Source organism: Psychrobacter okhotskensis (assembly GCF_965638355.1).
In the GTDB taxonomy this organism is placed as follows: Bacteria; Pseudomonadota; Gammaproteobacteria; order Pseudomonadales; family Moraxellaceae; genus Psychrobacter; species Psychrobacter okhotskensis.
This window is the reverse complement of sequence record NZ_OZ281823.1, coordinates 1-19,397: the sequence shown is the minus strand read 5'-3', so window position 1 is coordinate 19,397 and position 19,397 is coordinate 1. Positions and strand designations below refer to the sequence as shown.

The window sequence follows — 19,397 nt, the reverse complement described above, 5'->3', positions numbered from 1 at the left end:
ATGATTTGATCAGTCAGAAATGAACACTACTAATATCATTACTCATGACAAGAATTATCGGCAAGAGCCTTTAATATCCCACATGATACCGCTGGTGCACTACTTGCACATTTCTGGCGCAAAACGGTCAAGTGCTGCTTTAAGTGCATCAGTTCTTCCATTCGTATTTCTACAGCATAAATTTGCTTATCTAGTAAGGAGCTCACATCACCACAGTCTTTATCAGGTTCCTCCCAAAACTCAAGTAAGATTCGTACTTCGTCTAGAGCCATGTCAAGCGTACGGCAGTGTAGGATAAATTGTAGACGCTCAATGTGCTCTTCATTATATAAACGATAATTCCCTGCGCTGCGAGAAGGCTCAGGTAATAAGTGCTCCTTTTCGTAATAGCGAATGGTTTCCACTGTGGCACCTGTGCGTTTAGCGAGCTCACCAATTTTGATTGTCATAATAACCTCTATGATTTAAATAATTAAAGTGGCTGTAAAGACTGGCGCTAGAGAAATTGAATTTACAAAACTGTAGATAGACAACCTTGACTCTAAAGCCACTAGAGGGTTCATAATACCATTATTCAAAGGGTAAATTATTATGAAATATCATATTGAAGGTATGGACTGTGCCAGTTGCATCGGCAAGATTGAAACAGCTTTGAAACGTATGCCTGGGGTTTCTGATGTTGAGCTAAATTTTGCTACAGAAACGCTAGAGCTAAGCTTGGCCCCTGATGCGCCGACTCAGGCTAGTGATATCGAAAAAACAATCAAAAGCCTAGGGTTCGGTATATCTGCCAATACTGGTCAACAAACTGTATCGGCTATTGATATTGACAGCGACAATCAGATGGCTCCGCAGGATAAGCGGTGGTGGCAAACTCAAAAAGGCAAACAGGTTGTTGGTCTCGGTATTTTGATGGGCAGCGCTTATGCACTGTCACTACTGTTCCCCGCTTATGGGATATGGGTGTTTGCCATCGCTGTGATTGTAGGCGTTTTTCCATTTGCACGCAAAGCCTTAGCACTGGCTAAAACAGGTTCATTCTTTTCAATTGAAACGCTGATGTCCGTCGCCGTGCTTGGCGCACTTATCATTGGTGAAGCTGAAGAGGCCGCAGCGGTTGTCTTTTTGTTCTCAATCGGTGAACTGTTTGAGAGTATCGCTGCTGATCGCGCTCGCGCTGGCATCAGAGCCTTATCATCGCTGGTTCCGAAAAGTGCGATTTTACTTGATGCTCAAGGTGGGCAGCGTAACGTTCCAGCGACTTCACTACAAGTGAATGACCTTGTGCTGGTGCGTCCTGGAGATAGGGTATCTGCTGATGGTTCCATTGTTCAAGGTGCGTCCAGCCTTGATGATTCGCCCGTGACGGGAGAGTCTGTTCCTGTTGCCAAGACGATGGGTGACAATGTATTTGCAGGGTCAATTAACATCGATGGTGTGCTCCAAGTGCGCGTAGAAAAGACAGCCGCCGATAACACCATTTCGCGCATTATTGAGCTGGTAGAGCAAGCCCAAGCCTCCAAAGCACCCACTGCCCGTTTTATTGAGAAATTCAGTCGCTATTACACACCCGCAGTGATGGCTATTGCCGCACTAATTATTATCATTCCACCGTTAGCCATGGGTGGAGATTGGTCGACTTGGTTGTATCGCGGTCTAGCACTGTTGCTGATTGCCTGTCCCTGTGCTCTTGTACTATCAACACCCGCTGCCATCGCCTCTGGTCTTGCTGTTGGTGCGCGCCGTGGCTTGCTGATCAAAGGCGGTAGTGCTTTAGAAACTATCGGCCAAGTGAAGACGGTCGCTTTTGACAAGACAGGCACTTTAACTGAAGGCAAACCACGCGTGACCGATGTTGTTGCCTTTACACAAGAGGACTCAAGTATTCAAGGTCAGAATTCTCAAGGTCAAGATGAGATATTGGCACTTTTTGCCAGTGTGGAGACTGGTTCTAGTCACCCGCTTGCTGAAGCCATTGTTAGTCATGCTGAAGCTGCTAAAGTGTTCATACCTGTGGCCTTCAATGCTTCTGCAACTGCCGGTAAAGCGGTACACGCAACTGTCGCGGAGCGCGCGCTAGCTATCGGTTCGCCTGTTTACGCAGCCGATGAGGCATTGATTTCATCCACACAACAGGCGCAAATTGAGGCGCTGCAAAATGAGGGTAAGACCGTCTCTGTTCTTTTCGATGAGCAAAACCGTGAAGTGCTTGGATTAATCGCGCTAAGAGACGAATTACGAGACGACGCTCATGAAGGTGTGGCTCAGCTCAAAGCGATGGGTGTGCGCTCCGTCATGCTAACAGGCGACAACCGCTTAACCGCTCAAGCACTTGCCAGTAATTTAGACGTGGAATGGGAAGCTGAGCTGTTGCCTGAGGACAAACTGCGCCTGCTTAACGAGATGAAGAACAACCGCAAAATAGCGATGGTTGGTGATGGTATTAACGATGCGCCAGCGCTAGCAACTGCCGATGTTGGCATCGCGATGGGTGGTGGTACCGATGTGGCCATTGAGACGGCCGATATCGCATTATTAAAAAGTCGTGTTACGGATATGGCTCATCTCATCGCACTTTCACGTGCCACCATGCGCAACATTCATCAGAACGTCATTTTCGCTTTGGGTCTCAAAGGCGTCTTTCTGATCACGACCGTATTCGGCATTACTGGACTATGGATTGCGGTTCTAGCTGATGCTGGAGCAACAGTGCTCGTTACTCTTAATGCGTTACGTTTACTGCGCTTTAAGGGAGCGCCTCCACTGGTAAATCCGCCTAAAGTAGTTAAATAAAACCCTTCGAAATCAATTAAAAACTAGAGATAGCAGCAGATTTCGGGGGTGGGTTCTAATAATAAAAATTCCACCGCCACAGTAAACTGCAACCGCATTAGAGTAAATAAGGTTAGACCGTATGTTGATTACAGAATTGGGCTATTTTGCCTTGCTTACCGCTTTTGTATTGGCGTTATTGCAGGTAATTCTGCCAACTATTGGTGTTATTCATAACCAAGTTGCTTGGCAACGACTAGCCCCTAGCTTAGCTTGGGCACAGTTTGCCGCCATGATAACGTCATTTGGCGCTTTGATAGCAGGTTTTTATTATAATGATTTTAGCCTCAGTTACGTCGCGCAGCATTCCAATACGCTGTTGCCTTGGTACTATAAGTTATCGGCGACATGGGGCGGACACGAGGGCTCTTTGCTGCTATGGATGACCATCATGGCCACATGGTGTGCACTGGTATCATACTTTAGTCGCGGCTTGCCGTTATCAATGCGTGCGCGGGTATTAGTTATTTTGGCCGGTGTACAGTTAATGATGCTAACGATGCTGATATTTACCTCGTCACCGTTTGAGCGTACCTTACCCAATCTAGCGGTCGATGGCGCTGATTTAAATCCTGTCCTACAAGATTTCGGTCTGATTATTCATCCGCCCATGTTATATATGGGCTATGTGGGTATGGTAGTACCTTTTGCATTTTGTATGGCGGCATTGTGGGAAGGGCGTTTAGATGCTGCTTGGACACGCTGGTCACGTCCATGGGCGCTCGCGGCTTGGGGGTTTTTGACCATTGGTATTGCACTGGGCTCGTGGTGGGCCTACTACGAGCTTGGCTGGGGCGGTTGGTGGTTTTGGGATCCGGTAGAGAATGCCTCGTTTATGCCTTGGCTTGTCGGCTTAGCATTGCTGCATTCATTAGCAGTCACTGAAAAGCGCGGTGTCTTTAAAGCATGGACCATTATGCTGGCTATCTTTGCTTTTGCCTTAAGTCTCTTGGGTACTTTCCTTGTACGTTCAGGGGTTATTACCTCAGTGCATTCGTTTGCCGCTGACCCCACTCGTGGTCTGGTAATTTTAGTGATTCTTGGCATCATCGTCGGTGGTGGTTTGCTGATGTTTGCGCTGCGTGGCTGGCGTTTGACGATTGAAAGTCAGTATCAACTAGTTTCGCGTGAGTCCTTTTTAGTGATCAATAACGCCATCATTTTGATTGCAACCTTAGTGGTGCTGCTCGGCACCCTCTATCCTATTATCGCTGATGCCTTTGGTTTAGGACAAGTGTCCGTTGGCCCTCCTTATTTTAATGCATTATTTGTACCTTTAACGTGGCTGTTATTAATAGCTATGGGTATGGGCTCAAATATTCGCTGGAAAAAAGACACCCGTCCACTACTGGGTATAGGCATGGTCATCGCCGTTAGTAGCTTAGTATTAGCCGCCATTATTACTTACTTTGTTAATCCATCGTCTATGCTTAATATTGGTGTGACTTTAGCCGTTAGCTTTTGGGTACTGCTATGGATGGCAGTTGATTTTAAAGATAAAACTAAGAATGCGCCTAATTTTTTTAACGGTTTGCGGCAGTTGCGTCTGAGCTATTGGGGTCAACAGACTGCTCATATTGGCGTATTGGTTGCTGTCATTGGCATAGCCTTTACTAGTAGCTTGAGTATTGAGCGTGACGTAGCAATGGGTATTGGCGATACAGTCAATGTTCAAGGTTACGATTTTGAAGTAACTGAATTTTTTGAAATAAAGGGTAGTAACTTTGATGCAACGCAGGCGCAAGTCGTGGTATCCAAAAACGGTCGTGAAGCGGCGAAACTGAATCCAGAAAAGCGTACTTATATCATTAGCACTATGCCGACCACTGAGGCGGCCATTGATGCTAGCCTAATGCGCGATGTTTATGTCGCACTGGGCGAACCTATTGCCGATGGTAGTAACCAATGGGCATTAAGGATTTATGTAAAACCATTAATTCGCTGGATTTGGTTAGGGGCAATTATCATGGCTCTAGGTGGATTAATTAGCATGCTTGATAAACGATACCGCATCAAAAAAGTTAAAGCTCCATTGCTAGTTACTGGTGATCTGGCTACTGATGGAGTCAATGAGGTAGCTATTGAACAGGCAATCTCAGCATCGACGATGTCGACACTAAAGGAGAAATAAATGACTATGTCGAATAACACTCCTGAGCAAAAAGATAGCCAAAACAGTAAGCAGCGTAACCCAAAGGCAATGAAAAAAAAGCAGATGAAGCTATGGTTCTTAATTCCGCTTATCCTCTTTTTTGGTTTGGTAGTTATATTGTACATGCGCTTAGGTAAACCAACAGACATTGTGACCAATACCGCTCTTGAGCGTCCGGTTCCTGCCTTTGAGCTGCCGTTATTAGCAGATACTACCCGTACTATCACCAATAATAATTTGCCAGATAAGCCGTTTTTACTTAATGTTTGGGGCTCGTGGTGCCCAACTTGCATTATTGAGCATCCGTTTTTAATGCAACTAGAAGAGCGCGGCATTGATATCGTTGGTGTGAATTATAAGGATGAGATTGGTAATGCGCTCAGTTACTTAAACCAAGGCGGTGATCCATTTTCTATGTCTATTCAGGATTCATTGGGTCAGTTTGCTCTAGACTTAGGCATAACTGGTGCGCCCGAAACCTTTGTTGTGGATGGAGATGGCATCATTCGTCAGCATATTGTTGGTGAGATTAATGAAGCCAATTGGCAACAGCGTGTTAAGCCGTGCCTGACCGTACTTAATGAGGCTAATAAGAACAACGATAGTCCTGATCTCATTCAGGTTGAGGAGATGTGCAAATGAACGTTACTCGAATAAGAGCTCCTCAAATAAAACTCAATATAATTTTAAAACTAGCAAGCTTAATACTAGCGTGTCTGCTTAACATGACGGCAAACGCAGCTATTGACGTATACGATTTTGATTCACCACAGCAAGAAGCTCAGTATCGTGGATTAATAGAAGAGTTTCGCTGCCCAAAATGCCAAAATCAAAACCTTGCAGCCTCTGATGCACCGATTGCACAGGATCTAAAGCAAAAAGTCTATGATTTAATTAAAGATAGACGTAGTGATGCTGAAATACGCGCCTATATGCAAGAGCGCTACGGTGACTTTATTAGCTACAAGCCGCCTATGCGACCATCGACATGGATCCTATGGTTTTTTCCACCACTATTATTGCTCGTCTTAATTGTTGGTTGGTTTTGGCAAAGTAAACGCCGCCAAGTTGTCGCCCGTGGCCAAAACGGCGTTACAGTGAACAGTACTGCTGCCTTGACCTCTGCGGAAAAGGCTGAGCTTGATCGTCTATTATCGCAAGCTGAGAATGTCGACCACGATATTACTAGCATAGAGGACAAAAAATGACTCTATTTTCTACTTTTGGCTTATTTGTAGCTCTAAGCTTGCTGATTGCCCTTATATTTGCGCTAATTGCTATTATGCCATGGCTACGAGCACCGCGTTTGCAGTCCAAACCAATAGACAATCAACTGCTAGATATTAATGTTGCAGTATTTCGCGAACGTTTAGCTGAGCTACAAACAGATAAAGACAGCGGTACTATTAATAATAGCCATTATCAAAATCAAAAGCTGGAACTGGAGCGTCAGCTATTAGATGCGCAGCGTCAGATAACACCTATGGTCACCCCTGATGTCAAAAGCCGTTTAATTGTCGCAGCTTGGATCCCAATATTGGCTGCAATGGCGTACTTACTAATAGGCAATCGTACGCCCGTGTTTGATTTGTGGACAAGCGAGGACAAAGTAGGACAAGTGGCTGATGACCTATTGACGGCTAAGATTGATAAGCCACCAAAGTGGGCGACTGAAAACGGTCGTCAGTTGATTAGCGCTATGCAGACCAACGTCCATCGTAACGCTGATGATCCTAATCGCTGGATGCGCCTATCCGAGCTTTTCTTATCTATGGAGGCAACTGATTCTGCGCTGGAAGCCTTATCTCGTGCCTATCGTTTAGCTCCTGAAAATGAAGAAATCGCCACCACTTATGCTCAGACTAGCTTTTTCGTTAATGAAGGTCAGTTAGACGCCAATATTCGCCGTGTATTACAAGCTATATTAGCTAAGAATCCGCAGCATGAACGGGCTCAAATGCTCATGGCAATGGGTGAGACTCGTAGTAGTAACTTTGCCCAAGCGCAAGGTTGGATTAAACGCTTACAAGGCAGCATTGTGGCCAAACCAGGTGATCATACTAAAGCTTTAGCAAGCTTAGATGAGTTAAGCAACTACGTTAGCACGCAAGAAAAGCAAGCGCTAGAAGGTATTGACGTGACAGTGAAAATTAACGCTAATTTATTACCGTTAGTGAAAGCTGATGATGTGTTGTTTGTTGCGATACGTGACGTTAAAGGAGGTCCACCGTTTGCCGCCAAACGTTTACCCATTAGTATTATCAAGCAAGGTGAGGCTAGTATCCGCTTAAGTAATCTTGATGCGATGATGCCAGATCGCACGTTAAATTCAGCTCGTAGTGACAAAACTCAGTTAGCAGTCGTTGCTCGTATTAGTCATAGCGGTAATGCCATAGCAGAATCAGGCGACTTATCGGGTAATCCTATAATGATTAGCGTTGAACAGACTCAGGTTAATGTTGAAATCAATCAACAGATTCCCTAATAAAAAATTATTACCGTAAGTTTCATAAAACCAGAGCGGTAAGTGGAGCCGTTTATGAAAGTGGCGCGATTAATAATTGTATACCAAAAACATATACGTTTAACATTGTTCATTGTATAAACATAGATAAAGAAAACAACTATGACTGAATCTACCGACAGATTAGATAGTACTAAATTGAATAGCGTTGAATCGGCTAGTACTAATATTGCTGACAATAAAGTACCTATAGCTGTGAGTAGTACTCATCAATCGATTGACTCTAAAACCATGAATCATACGCCTAAAGCTATGTACGTGACTTCAGGCAACTCAATAACACCTAAAGGTAAGTTGGACAAAATGCCAAAAATGGTTGCCAATGGCAGTCGCGCTTTTATCTGGTATTTGTTGGCGATAATGGTATTAATACTTGATCAATGGACTAAGTGGTTGGCCCAAACCACATTAGCGTTCAATGACCCCGTACCGGTCATTGAACCATTTCTCAACTGGACACTCGCTTATAACTATGGGGCAGCATTTAGCTTTTTAGCCGACGCTGGCGGTTGGCAGAAATGGTTTTTCTCAGGCTTAGCTTTTGTAATGGCTATCTTTTTAACGGTTTATTTAATCAAAGCGCCACGTGCAGCCAAGCTATTATCTATGGGGTTGGCCTTAATGCTTGGTGGTGCGATTGGCAACTTAATCGATCGTTTAAGAATTGGTAAAGTGGTTGACTTTATCCATGTGCATTATGCTGATGTATGGAATTATCCTATTTTCAATGTTGCAGATATAGGTGTCTGTGTCGGTGTCGCATTGATTATAATTGACATGATATTTTTAGAAAGTAAGCGTAATAAATAAGCACATTGATGCCGATTATCACAAACAAAATGAACTAGCGTCGTAGTCACTCTATACGGAAACATACTTTTTATACTTGAGTATGTTTATAAAATGTGAACTGGAAGATAATGTATGACTGGTATAGGTACTCACTCATTTTAGGTCTTAAAACTCAATACTTAAAAGCTCTGCGTAGAGCCATTATTATAGAGACATTGAATAATCCATAAATTCTTTATTGATCATAACAAAAGGAAAATACAGTGTCACAGGCTCAGCCAACTATTGAAAAAATTCACAGCCTTAGAAAAAAACAAGAGACAGCGTTAAAAAGTCTTACCCTTATAGGCTATCTAGAAGGCACCTCTTTCTTATTATTGCTCTTCATCGCCATGCCACTAAAATATATGCTGGACATTCCAGAAGGTGTGAAATACATCGGTATGGCACACGGTATGTTGTTTATTACCTATATCATAATACTTATAGGCTCAGCTATCAAAATGAAAATGCCTCTTTGGGCAATACCTGCGGGCGTACTCGGCTCACTCTTACCTTTTGGCCCATTTATATTCGATCATTTACTAAAAAAGAACTTGCAGGAAAATGTAAGTAAAGAAGCCTAGAACAAGCTCTGCTACAAATGCCACAAACGTATCTTATTACTCAAGATTATTTTTCCTAACTAAATCACAAGCCGCCATCACTCATCATGGCGACAAATGAATAACATTGAGCAGAAATTAATCACAATAAAATTTTAATTCAGACCCAGTATGAATAGCCTCACACTCCAGTTACTTTTCGAACTTATCTTACATACTATCGACAAACCCGTCTTGTTTAAAAGCTAAACAGGTTTTGTCATTCGCGATGGCTTTCCTGTTATCGTAGGGTATACCCTAGCGGAACCGACTTAAAAGCCCCAAAACCCTATTAACAGACCACTCAAAACAGACTGCTATAATGGAACCACTTATATGTGCTAAAAATGAGCTTATAGCATTTGCTCAAAGCATGGGCATAAAGTCGCTGCATTCGATATATAAAATAAATCAGTTGCAACGCTAGTACGTACAAAGTTGATACAGCTGATTACTATCATAGCTAAAAAGGCAAAGTGATACTCAAATACTCAAATACTCAAATACTCAAATACTCAAATACTCAAATACTCAAATACTCAAATACTCAAATACTCAAATACTCAAATACAGGGTTTTTTTGAATCAAGATACATGATTAAAATCTATCAACTTAATGATTATATATTTGATAGCATCGCGTCTATAGAAACGTAAATTAATGTTTAAAATACTTCAGCTATTAACCCTGTTTTAAGACACGATAAACCGTAGCTACCCCAACACCAACCGCCTTAGCGATTTCCTCTTTTGTCATATTATTTTGACTGTCTAATTCTCTAATACGATTGTGTTTTGCTAGATTTGCTTTCTTACCAGTAGGTTTATATCCACTGTTTGCTAATCCCTGCTTGATACGTTCTCTACGCTTATCGTTATCAAGCTTTGCCATCGTTGCTAATAAGTCGATCAACATATCGTTGATCACCCTGAGAATATCCCCGGTCATACCCTCACTGACTGTATGCGTCGTTGGTAGATCAGCCACCACCAATCGCAAACCTTTATCTTTGATGCGCTGCTTTAAGATAGCAAAATCATCTTGAGATAGCCGGCTCAATCTATCTACACTCTCAACAAGCAATATATCGCCTTCCTCAGCATCATTGAGTAACTTAGTGAGTGCTGGTCTATCTAACTTTGTACCACTGAAATGCTCTACGTACTCAACATGGTTATCATCATAGCTTTGGCTAAAGCTAATCAAGTCAGACAATGCTCTGGTCGCGTCTTGATCCTTAGTGCTGGCTCTCACATAAATACGAACAGTCATAACGCCACCTCTATTATTTAGACTTAATAATTAATGTTCATTGATAATAATAAGATGTTACTATCATTTAATAACATAAAAAAGTCTAATGATAGATAGGTTATCATTTAAAGGTTTTATGTTTTAGGTATAGTCTAATGGTAGATTGTCAGGCGCTTTCACTGGTTCGGTTCCCTAGTGAGGACTTGAATATTAAGCTATCCTCTATGTCCTATTCTCAATTGAGTTTTTATGTCTAATATACTAAGTAATGAACCTATAATACAATACGAACCACAGAGCCTACGTCCAATAGTAGCTACTATTGGAGTACTTTTTAAAGATGGAAAGGTGCTTTTAGTACGCCGTGCTAACCCACCCGATGCAGGTCGATGGGGTTTTCCCGGTGGTAAAATTGAACGTGGGGAAACTGTTAAAGATGCTGCCGTTCGTGAACTTTATGAAGAGACAAGCATTGTATCAAAAGCCTTTAAGACATTTAACGCTGTAGACGCGTTTGACTTTGATAGTAGTGGTAAGCTGCGTCACCATTTTGTTCTTGTAGCCGTACTTTGTATTTGGGTTTCTGGTGATCCTCTAGCAGGTGATGACGCCCTAGAAGCTAGATTTTTCGATATTGAAGATTTGATCAATGCAGATTTAGCCCTTAGCTTAGATGTTAAAGAAATAGCATTACAAGCAGCTGAGTTACTCTAAAAAGTAAGAAAGTTCGATATTCTATACCCCAGGGGGAGGGTGTAAATAATTCTGTGTAAATACAGTTGAGAGTGTAAATAAAACTGTATTTACACAGAATTATTTACACCCTCCCAGTAACAGCCGATGTAGCCTTACGTTTGCACGATGCTTTAGGTATTAGTGCTGATTTACTCATGCGCGTTCAATCAAAGTACTCTCTTTGGATCGAATCGCAAAAACAACGTCCACAAATTCAGCCATTTTTTGCGAGTTGTTAGTGGTTTGACCCACTAACAACTAACACGTTGGCTATTCATTGAGTAAATCCTAAACTCAACTAATTCTTTTATTTATCAGGCAACCATTTTTCGACATTCGACGGCACATTCACGGCAAGCATCAGCACATTGCTGGCAGTATTGATGCTCATGTTGGCTACATTCATCTGCACAGTATTCACAAGCCTTGGCACAAAGCTCACAAATTTCTTTCATAAAAGGAGATTCTGTTTGCTGCATACGAGCACAGAGCTGACAAATATCTGCACAATCTAGACAACGCTGAATACATTCTCGCATCATCTCCAGATTTTCTTCTTTTAGACAGGCATTTGCACAACTGGCACAGGTAAGGTAACAGCTCATACATGCCTTTGCGCAATCTGAAAATTGGATATCGTTCATCATACTTACCTAAAGTCAATTGATTTAGGAAAATGCTAATCAAAAAAAAAGATATACACTAGGACGATTATGTAAGGGAAAGTAAAATAGTCATAGATTTTGTTAAATGGTTTTAGGAGAGTGTAAATGCAGTGTCGATGAAGGACTGCATGAGCTGCTTTTGAAAGTCTTTGATGTCATCGAAGCTTTTCATGCTGCTGGCCATTTGCTCAGCCAGTTTCTTGATGTCAGATTGGTTAGTCATTGCTTATTCTCCTGTTAGTGGATTATAAGCAGTTACACAAAGTTTGGGAAACTCTCATGGAAAATTGCCTTTTGAGTTTGAAGCAATGTACAATGATAAGATTAACCCGTTAGGTCAGGTGGCCTAACTTAAATAAAAAGTCTCCGACAAACCCGGTACGGTTCAGATGATGCGTTCTACTACATGGATTACAGTCTTGGTTGGATTGTTCATGTTCCAAAGCTTTTGGAATGTGGCGGCGGCCTTTTGTGTCCATGAACAACAGCCTCAATCACAGCAGAGTTATCATTTTGGTCATCACCAAAATACCTTGTGTGCCAGCGATAGTCGTCAACACGATCATAATGGACAGTCAGAAAACATAAAAACATTCAGTAGCGATTTAGAAATCGGTGAAGATCATCAAGATCATCTACCATCGATGATGCATTTGATTGTACAAAATGAAAAAGTAGATGTGTTTCATCCAAGCTCTGAAGTTAAAGTGAATCCACAATTTCATTGGAAAAACAGCTATCAGGCTCCTGACCTGTTTCAACAAAGCCTACCTCCCGAATTTTCCCCGCTCATGGTGGGGTAGCCTAAAACATTCCCACCACTTTTATTATTTAAATAAGTGGGAAAAATCATGTCTTCACAATCAATTATACTCTTGCGTCATAGCTTGGTTGCTTGTATATGTGCAGCGGCTATGCAATATAGCTATGCTGAAAACGTTACCAGCTTTGAATCCGCTTTAGCAAAAGTACAAAGTTACCAGACTCAAGACAAGCCGTGGCAACAAGTTCAGCAAATATCTGAATTGAATATTCAGCAAAGTCGGTTATGGCAGAATCCAAGTATAAGTTTAGAACAGTCTGGCTTTGGCTCAGGTCAAGAACAGGAATTCAATGTTGGCGTTAGTCAACCTCTAGATCTATTTGGTCAGCGTAAGCTGAACCGGGTGATTGCCAATACCTCGAATCAACAAATCCAATTGCAACAGCAATTATGGAAGGCACAAAGCCAACTGATTGTTAAATTTGCATGGTCGCAATTTGCACTTGCTGAGGTTGAGCAGTCTGCTTATTCAGTACAGTTAAAAACAAGTAAAGTCAATCTGGACAGTGCCCAGAAACGCTATCAGGCAGGCAGTATTGCCCTGGTTGATTTTGAGCGTGCCCAAATTGAAGCGCTAGAAATCCAACGACTTTATGAGCAAGCGATGCTGAATAAACAAGCTGCCGGTCGTCAGCTGTCTAATTTGTGGGGGGGAGAAACATCTTCACATCTTCAATTGAATAAAACCGCTATCCCTTGGCCAGAGCAAAGTCTCCAAACTGTGCAACGGTATATTGCTGAAGGGTGGCTAGAAAAATTCTATGCCTTGAACATTCAGCAATCGGATCATCAAATTGAAAATTTAAGAATTCAGGCACGTCCCAATCCGACTTTAAATGTAGGCATGAAACGTAGCAAAACCCCTAATGGAAGCAACGATACGACTTTAGCAATCGGCGTGGCTATTCCACTGAATATTTTCAATCGCCAGCAATATGCGATCCCGATGGTCCAGCAACAGCAAATATTGCTGAACCAACAGCAGCAGCGTGAGCTGAAGCAACAAATACTCGATATTGCCAACAGCAGGCATCAGCTCAAAGGTTTACGTAGCCAGTTCGATGCCACAACAGCACAAGTTACTTTGGCGACCAAAGTTCAGAGCCGTACTTTACTAGGGTTTCAGGCAGGGAAACTGTCCATTACCGACGTTCAGCAAGCAACCACCCAACTGCAGAATCTTCGATTGGGTCAATTACAAACTCTACGTCAAGCTTGGCAAACTGCCCTAGCAGCTGAGGCACTCAGTATTGGCACAAGTTATGAAGAAATTAGCCGTTCGGATGCCTATACACAACTGAATAAAAAGGCAGTCGAAGCATCGCAAAATTTAATCAATGGGGGAGCACGATAAAATGAACGCCAAGCAAAACGGAAAAATATCCAAGTCTCTCATGATTGTAGTTTTGATTCTGATTACGGTCTTGGTCAGTCTGGCTATTTGGTTAAGTTCAAAAAAAACTGAATCTGAGGGGCAGGGTTATGATGAGGGAAATGCCGAATATTCTGATGAAGATAGTTCTGAAGAAGGACATGCTGAAGAAGGCGAAATACAACTGACCAGCCAACAAATGGTTGAACAAGGTTTAAAAGTTGCTGTTGCATCCACAGGATTGGTTGAAAAGCTGACAACCCTGCCAGGTAAATTGGTGGTGAATACCGATCAACAAGCGCATATATCGCCTAAATTTAGTGGTTATGTCGAGCAGATCAATGTGGCTTTAGGACAGAGCGTGCAAAAAGGACAAACGCTGGCTGTACTAACCGTGCCTGAACTGATCGACCAACAGGCAAATCTGCGTATGGCACAGGTGAATCTGGATTTGGCCCGTAAAGATTACCAGCGCGAACAGCAACTCTGGTCACAGGGGGTTTCTGCCAAACAGGATTACCAGCGTGCCGAAAATGCCTACCGTCAAGCGCAGATTACTGTCCAGTCCTCACAAGCACGTTTAAATGCATTAGGTGCAAGTGGCAATAACAATGGGCGTTTTCTGATTAAAGCACCGATCTCTGGGGTGATCAGTCAAAAAGATATTGTGGTCGGTGAAAATGTGCAACTGGCTAATCAGCTCTTTGTCATTGAACAGCTGAAAGATTTATGGCTTGAGTTTAATTTGCCGAATCAATTCTCAGGTCAACTGCAAGCCGGGCAAAAAATTGACTTTAAAGTGAATGATTCAGATCAAAGCTATAAAGCTACTGTACAAAGCTTAACCTCTCAGGCAGATGTACAAACAGGGCGTCTGGTGGTGCGCGCAAAACTCGATGCGCAAGCTACTGAGTTGCGTTCTAATGTGTTAGTGAGAGTGTTGATTCCGGAAGCTACAGCAAAATCAGCCCTTCGGATTCAAAAGTCTGCGCTGCAAAGTATTGAAGGTGAAGACAGTATTTTCATCGTAGATTCAGAACAAAAAGGTCAAGTCCACTTAAAAGCACAGAAAGTGCAATTGGGGCAGGCTTCAAGTGATGGACAATGGCTTGAAGTGATTTCTGGGCTGACTGAAGGGCAGAAGTATATCGCTCAAGGCAGTTTCTTGTTGAAATCTGAATTAGAAAAAGACGAGGCAGGCCATGGACATTAATTCTGATCTACCAAAACCAGAAGGTTTATTCGAACGAATCATTCAGTTTTCCATACAAAATGCGATTTGGGTGTTGCTCTTTGCCTGTACCTGGATTGCGGTCGGGGTGTATAGCTATCAGAAACTCCCGATTGATGCTGTACCCGATATTACCAATACCCAAGTCCAGATTAATACTCAAGCCAAGGGTTTTACTGCGCTTGAAGTCGAACAGCTGATTACCTATCCCATTGAAAATGCCATGGCTGGCATTCCGGATCTGGAGCTTACCCGTTCCATATCCCGTTATGGACTCTCTCAAGTCACCATTATCTTTAAAGATGGGACTGATATTTATTGGGCCCGTCAGCAGATTAACCAACGGACACAGGAGGCGCAATCTGAGTTGCCTGCACAAATCGCACCGACGATGTCCCCCGTTTCTACGGGTCTCGGTGAGATTTATCAATGGGTACTGAAGGCAGATCCGAATGCGAAAAAGCCGGATGGAACTGCATACACGCCGATGGATTTGCGTGAGATTCAGGACTGGATTGTGCGTCCTCAACTGCAACGTGTTAAGGGAGTTGCAGAGGTCAACAGTATTGGTGGTTTTGAAAAAACCTATGTGGTCTCTCCCGATTTAAACCGGATGCAGCAACTGAATATCTCATTAGAACAACTGCAACAGGCTTTAGCGCAAAATAATGAGAACCGAGGTGCAGGTTATATTGAAGACAATGGTCAGCAACTGACGGTACGTGTACCGGGTACATTCAATGGGCTTTCTGATATTGAGAACACCATGCTGGGTAGCCCAAATGGCAGCCCAATTCGGGTTGGTGATATTGCGCAAGTCTCTATTGGGCATGATTTAAGAACCGGTGGGGCAACCTATAACGGCAAAGAAACCGTTTTAGGGATTGTCATGATGGCGATGGGTGGAAATAGCCAGACTGTTTCTAAAGCTGTGGATGCCAAGCTTCAAGATATTCAGAATAGTTTGCCTAAAGGGGTAGTGATTGAAACGGTGTACGACCGTACTATCTTGGTTGAGAAGGCGATTAAAACCGTTCAGAAAAACTTGGTAGAGGGAGCAATCCTGGTCATCATCATTCTGTTCCTGTTTTTAGGGAATATCCGTGCTGCCTTGATTACTGCCTGTGTCATTCCACTCTCTATGCTGTTTACCTTAACCGGGATGGCACAGCAAAATATCAGTGCCAATCTGATGAGTTTAGGTGCACTCGATTTCGGCATCATTGTCGATGGTGCTGTGGTGATTGTCGAAAACTGTATCCGGCGTTTAGCCCATACACAGCAACTGTTAAAACGACCTCTCACACAAAGTGAACGCTTTAAGGAAGTTTTTCTGGCTGCCCGCCAAGCACGTCGTCCTCTTATTTTTGGTCAGCTTATTATTTTGGTGGTGTATTTGCCGATTTTTGCTTTAAGTGGTGTGGAAGCAAAAATGTTCCATCCGATGGCATTGGCAGTGGTACTCGCCCTTGTTGCAGCCATTATTTTATCGATCACCTTTGTGCCTGCTGCTGTGGCATTGTGGGTCAAAGGCGATATTCAAGAAAAAGAAAGTCGTTGGATGTTATGGCTAAAAGCTAAATATCAGCAAACTCTTGATATTTCGTATCAATACAAAGCAGTTGTGCTGACTTTTGCACTGTGTTTATTAGTGATTACGGGATTTATCAGTACCAAACTCGGCAGTGAATTTGCACCACAGCTCAGTGAAGGAGACTTTGCGATACAACAGTTACGTTCACCAAGTACAGGCTTAGAAGAGTCTTTACGTATTCAGGAGAATACTGAAAAACTTCTTTTAAAGAGTTTCCCTGAAATTAAGGCAGTATTTGCCAGAACGGGTACAGCCGAGGTTGCAACAGATGTCATGCCACCCAATATTTCAGATGGCTATATCATGTTAAAGCCTCGTTCAGAATGGCCAAATCCTAAAGAAAGTTTAGATGAATTACGTGGCCGTATGGTGACGTATTTAGCCACGATTCCAGGCAATAATAGTGAATTTTCACAACCGATTGAACTCCGATTTAATGAATTGATCTCAGGTGTGCGTAGTGATGTTGGTGTGAAAATCTTCGGTGATGATATGAATGTCCTCAATACTGAGGCGACTAAAATCTCCAAAATCATTCAGCAAATATCGGGTAGCAGTGCCGTGAAAGTTGAGCAGACCTCAGGTTTGCCATTACTGAATGTCGAGGTAAATAAAACTTTGGCTGCACAATATGGTTTGAGTGTGCGTTCAATTCAAGACCTTGTGGCAACCAGTATTGGTGGACAAAGCGTGGGAGAGATTTTAGAAGGCGATCGTCGTTTTGATTTTGTTATCCGTCTTGGAGAGCAAGACCGTAGTGTCGCATCTGTTTCCCAGTTACCTATTCAGCTTCCAAATGGTGGCAGTATTTTATTGTCGGATGTCGCGCAAGTCTCGACCATTGAAGGAATCAACCAAGTCAGTCGAGAAAATGGTAAACGCCGAGTTGTGGTTACAACGAATGTTGAAGGGCGTGATTTAGGGTCTTTTGTTTCTGATGTACAGACACAGCTCAAAGCATACACTTTGCCAAGTGGTTATTGGATAGAATATGGCGGTCAGTTTGAAAATTTGGCTTCAGCCAAAGCACGGATGCAAATCGTGATTCCACTGGCTTTAATCACTATCTTTATTTTACTGATGGCGGTCTTTCACAATGTCAAAGAAAGTCTATTGGTCTTTACCGGGATACCCTTTGCCTTGACCGGTGGTGTGCTGTTCCTTTGGCTAAGGGATATTCCATTATCGATGTCAGCTGGAATTGGCTTTATTGCCTTATCTGGTGTTGCAGTCCTCAATGGACTGGTAATGCTGACCTTTATTAAGGAATTAAGGGACAAATATCCAGTGCATAAAGCCGTGTGGCAAGGGGCTATTTTGCGCTTAAGACCAGTGTTGATGACAGCTTGTGTGGCTTCACTGGGTTTTGTACCAATGGCGCTGGCAACCGGAACAGGGGCTGAGGTTCAACGGCCACTGGCAACCGTAGTGATTGGCGGGATTATCTCTTCAACATTACTAACTTTGGTGCTGTTACCCGTGCTTTATCGTTGGATAAATGAAAAAAAAGTTTCTTAATCCAATAGATTAGTCGATTTACAGCAGAGATATTGGCTGTTATCCAATATCTCTGCTCATCATAAATAGAATAAGGAAAATATTTTATGTCAGAACATCATGATCATAGCCATGCGGTTGTTACTGAAGAAAATAGTAAGAAGTTAATGGTTGCCTTAGGTTTAACGACTACTTTTTTAATAGTAGAAGTTGTCGCTGCTTTTGAGACCATCCCGAATTCTGTGTAACTGCCGTTTAGATTAAATGCTTGCTGATACGGTCATCAAACATAATCATAAAACGATTCAGAGCAGACGTCCAGTTACGGATTGGCATCGACCACGAGCCCATCTTGGATTTTGTGTAACTTCTATTTGCTAATAGGGTATAAGAAGTTACACAAAGTTTAGGAAAGTCCCTTTTTTATACCTATCGCTCAACCAACTTTTCCTCAATCATTTCAGTCAACAACTCAGTCACCGTTTTTCGGCTTTCAAGCGCGTACCGCTTGAGCGCAATGTGTTTATCTTCATCTAAATTAAAATTCACGCGTACCGTCTTTTTGGGACTGTCCGTCACATCCGATAAAGCCAATTGATCCTTAACGTTCTTACTAGGACGACCTGCTGATAAACTCATGACTTACTCCTCACCAAAAAATATTTGAATCTCACTGACCAATGCGGTTATCTCTTGTATCGCATTGCTACTAGGCGATTCGGTATCAAATACTGTCTTACCAAGGGCAGCACTATTAGGATAAGCAACTCGCTGCATCACTCTGGTCTCTAATACCGGAATATTATAATCAAGCAGCGCGGTTGCAACCTCTTTACCAATATTGGTATTTTGAATGGCGCGTGAGACAACAAAGGCTGCCTTTAGTTGGCCATCCATCATCTCAATACGCTGCTGCACTAAATCAACCAAATCGCTGGTCGCCCAGATATCATAGGGGCTCGGCTGCACCGGAATCAATATAAAATCAGCCGCTTTTATAGCAGAAATAGCCAGACTAGTAGCTTGCGGCGATCCATCGATCACCACATAATCTTTATCAGAGACGTTTTTTAAATCTTTATCAAGTGTTGGTCTATCGAGCCCAATCACCGGTACCGGATTGTCTTCATCAACTGCTCTCCAGTCACGCGCACTGCCCTGCTGGTCACTATCCACCAACAAAACACTATGGCCTTTTAGCTGTAAGCCACGAGCCAAATGCGTTGCGATGGTAGTCTTACCGCTGCCACCCTTTTGATTTAATACCGCGATTACCTTCAT

The 19,397-nt window shown here is 42.7% G+C and carries 17 protein-coding genes and 2 pseudogenes; 13 read left to right on the top strand and 6 right to left on the bottom strand.

The features are described 5' to 3' along the window. Positions 1-38: 38 nt before the first annotated feature. Positions 39-449, bottom strand: coding sequence for a Cd(II)/Pb(II)-responsive transcriptional regulator (cadR, locus tag ACSUPM_RS14035; protein ID WP_011513679.1), 411 nt, complete (start codon positions 447-449; stop codon positions 39-41). 142 nt (positions 450-591) lie between these two features. Here cadR and ACSUPM_RS14030 point away from each other — a divergent pair, with 142 nt between their 5' ends. The 7 genes from ACSUPM_RS14030 to ACSUPM_RS14000 all read left to right on the top strand — a co-directional run bounded on the left by ACSUPM_RS14030 (position 592) and on the right by ACSUPM_RS14000 (position 8,926). Beyond that, entirely contained in the window at positions 592-2,793 is a 2,202-nt protein-coding gene (locus tag ACSUPM_RS14030) for a heavy metal translocating P-type ATPase (protein WP_436880336.1), read from the top strand. Positions 2,794-2,914: 121 nt separating this feature from the next. Further along, positions 2,915-4,963 (top strand): heme lyase CcmF/NrfE family subunit, encoded by a 2,049-nt coding sequence (locus tag ACSUPM_RS14025; RefSeq protein ID WP_436880335.1) that lies wholly within the window; start codon positions 2,915-2,917, stop codon positions 4,961-4,963. Beyond that, positions 4,964-5,626: a DsbE family thiol:disulfide interchange protein gene (locus ACSUPM_RS14020; RefSeq protein ID WP_114701929.1), complete on the top strand. Its 663-nt coding sequence runs from the start codon at positions 4,964-4,966 to the stop codon at positions 5,624-5,626. Positions 5,627-5,709: 83 nt separating this feature from the next. Then, entirely contained in the window at positions 5,710-6,192 is a 483-nt protein-coding gene (locus ACSUPM_RS14015) for a cytochrome c-type biogenesis protein (protein ID WP_371532842.1), read from the top strand. Then, positions 6,189-7,469, top strand: a complete 1,281-nt coding sequence (ccmI, locus tag ACSUPM_RS14010) for a c-type cytochrome biogenesis protein CcmI (RefSeq protein WP_436880334.1) — start codon at positions 6,189-6,191, stop codon at positions 7,467-7,469. Before ACSUPM_RS14015 ends, ccmI begins: the two co-directional genes overlap by 4 nt. A gap of 141 nt (positions 7,470-7,610) precedes the next feature. Then, positions 7,611-8,318 (top strand): signal peptidase II, encoded by a 708-nt coding sequence (gene lspA / locus ACSUPM_RS14005; protein ID WP_114701927.1) that lies wholly within the window; start codon positions 7,611-7,613, stop codon positions 8,316-8,318. A gap of 275 nt (positions 8,319-8,593) precedes the next feature. Next, a complete protein-coding gene (locus ACSUPM_RS14000; protein ID WP_436880337.1) occupies positions 8,594-8,926 on the top strand; it encodes a DUF3817 domain-containing protein in 333 nt (110 codons plus the stop codon). A 700-nt stretch (positions 8,927-9,626) separates the two neighbouring features. Here ACSUPM_RS14000 and ACSUPM_RS13995 read toward each other — a convergent pair. Further along, positions 9,627-10,217 (bottom strand): recombinase family protein, encoded by a 591-nt coding sequence (locus ACSUPM_RS13995; protein WP_436880333.1) that lies wholly within the window; start codon positions 10,215-10,217, stop codon positions 9,627-9,629. Positions 10,218-10,448: 231 nt separating this feature from the next. On the opposite strand from ACSUPM_RS13995, the gene ACSUPM_RS13990 reads away from it, so the two are divergent. Continuing rightward, entirely contained in the window at positions 10,449-10,913 is a 465-nt protein-coding gene (locus ACSUPM_RS13990) for an NUDIX hydrolase (RefSeq protein ID WP_007115209.1), read from the top strand. Between the two features lie 335 nt (positions 10,914-11,248). Here the strand turns inward: ACSUPM_RS13990 and ACSUPM_RS13985 are convergent, their stop codons facing one another. Both ACSUPM_RS13985 and ACSUPM_RS13980 read right to left on the bottom strand, forming a co-directional pair. After that, positions 11,249-11,578: a four-helix bundle copper-binding protein gene (locus tag ACSUPM_RS13985; RefSeq protein ID WP_084212324.1), complete on the bottom strand. Its 330-nt coding sequence runs from the start codon at positions 11,576-11,578 to the stop codon at positions 11,249-11,251. Positions 11,579-11,705: 127 nt separating this feature from the next. Next, a pseudogene (locus ACSUPM_RS13980) lies at positions 11,706-11,822 on the bottom strand (transposase); the annotation flags it as partial. Between the two features lie 166 nt (positions 11,823-11,988). Between ACSUPM_RS13980 and ACSUPM_RS13975 the strand changes: the two are divergent. The 5 genes and pseudogenes from ACSUPM_RS13975 to ACSUPM_RS13955 all read left to right on the top strand — a co-directional run. Next, entirely contained in the window at positions 11,989-12,402 is a 414-nt protein-coding gene (locus ACSUPM_RS13975; protein WP_227502390.1) for a cation efflux protein, CzcI-like, read from the top strand. Between the two features lie 48 nt (positions 12,403-12,450). Then, positions 12,451-13,776: a TolC family protein gene (locus ACSUPM_RS13970; RefSeq protein WP_102093419.1), complete on the top strand. Its 1,326-nt coding sequence runs from the start codon at positions 12,451-12,453 to the stop codon at positions 13,774-13,776. Position 13,777: 1 nt separating this feature from the next. Next, entirely contained in the window at positions 13,778-15,007 is a 1,230-nt protein-coding gene (locus ACSUPM_RS13965; protein WP_102093421.1) for an efflux RND transporter periplasmic adaptor subunit, read from the top strand. Next, complete coding sequence (locus ACSUPM_RS13960; protein ID WP_102093422.1) at positions 14,997-18,137, top strand: efflux RND transporter permease subunit; 3,141 nt, start codon at positions 14,997-14,999, stop codon at positions 18,135-18,137. Before ACSUPM_RS13965 ends, ACSUPM_RS13960 begins: the two co-directional genes overlap by 11 nt. 86 nt (positions 18,138-18,223) lie before the next feature. Next, positions 18,224-18,346, top strand: a pseudogene (locus ACSUPM_RS13955) (cation diffusion facilitator family transporter); the annotation flags it as partial. A gap of 199 nt (positions 18,347-18,545) precedes the next feature. Here the strand turns inward: ACSUPM_RS13955 and ACSUPM_RS13950 are convergent. Both ACSUPM_RS13950 and parA read right to left on the bottom strand, forming a co-directional pair. Then, on the bottom strand, positions 18,546-18,755 hold the full coding sequence (locus tag ACSUPM_RS13950) for a plasmid partition protein ParG (protein ID WP_025652656.1): 210 nt from the start codon (positions 18,753-18,755) through the stop codon (positions 18,546-18,548). A gap of 3 nt (positions 18,756-18,758) precedes the next feature. Continuing rightward, on the bottom strand, positions 18,759-19,397 hold the full coding sequence (parA, locus tag ACSUPM_RS13945) for a ParA family partition ATPase (RefSeq protein WP_025652655.1): 639 nt from the start codon (positions 19,395-19,397) through the stop codon (positions 18,759-18,761).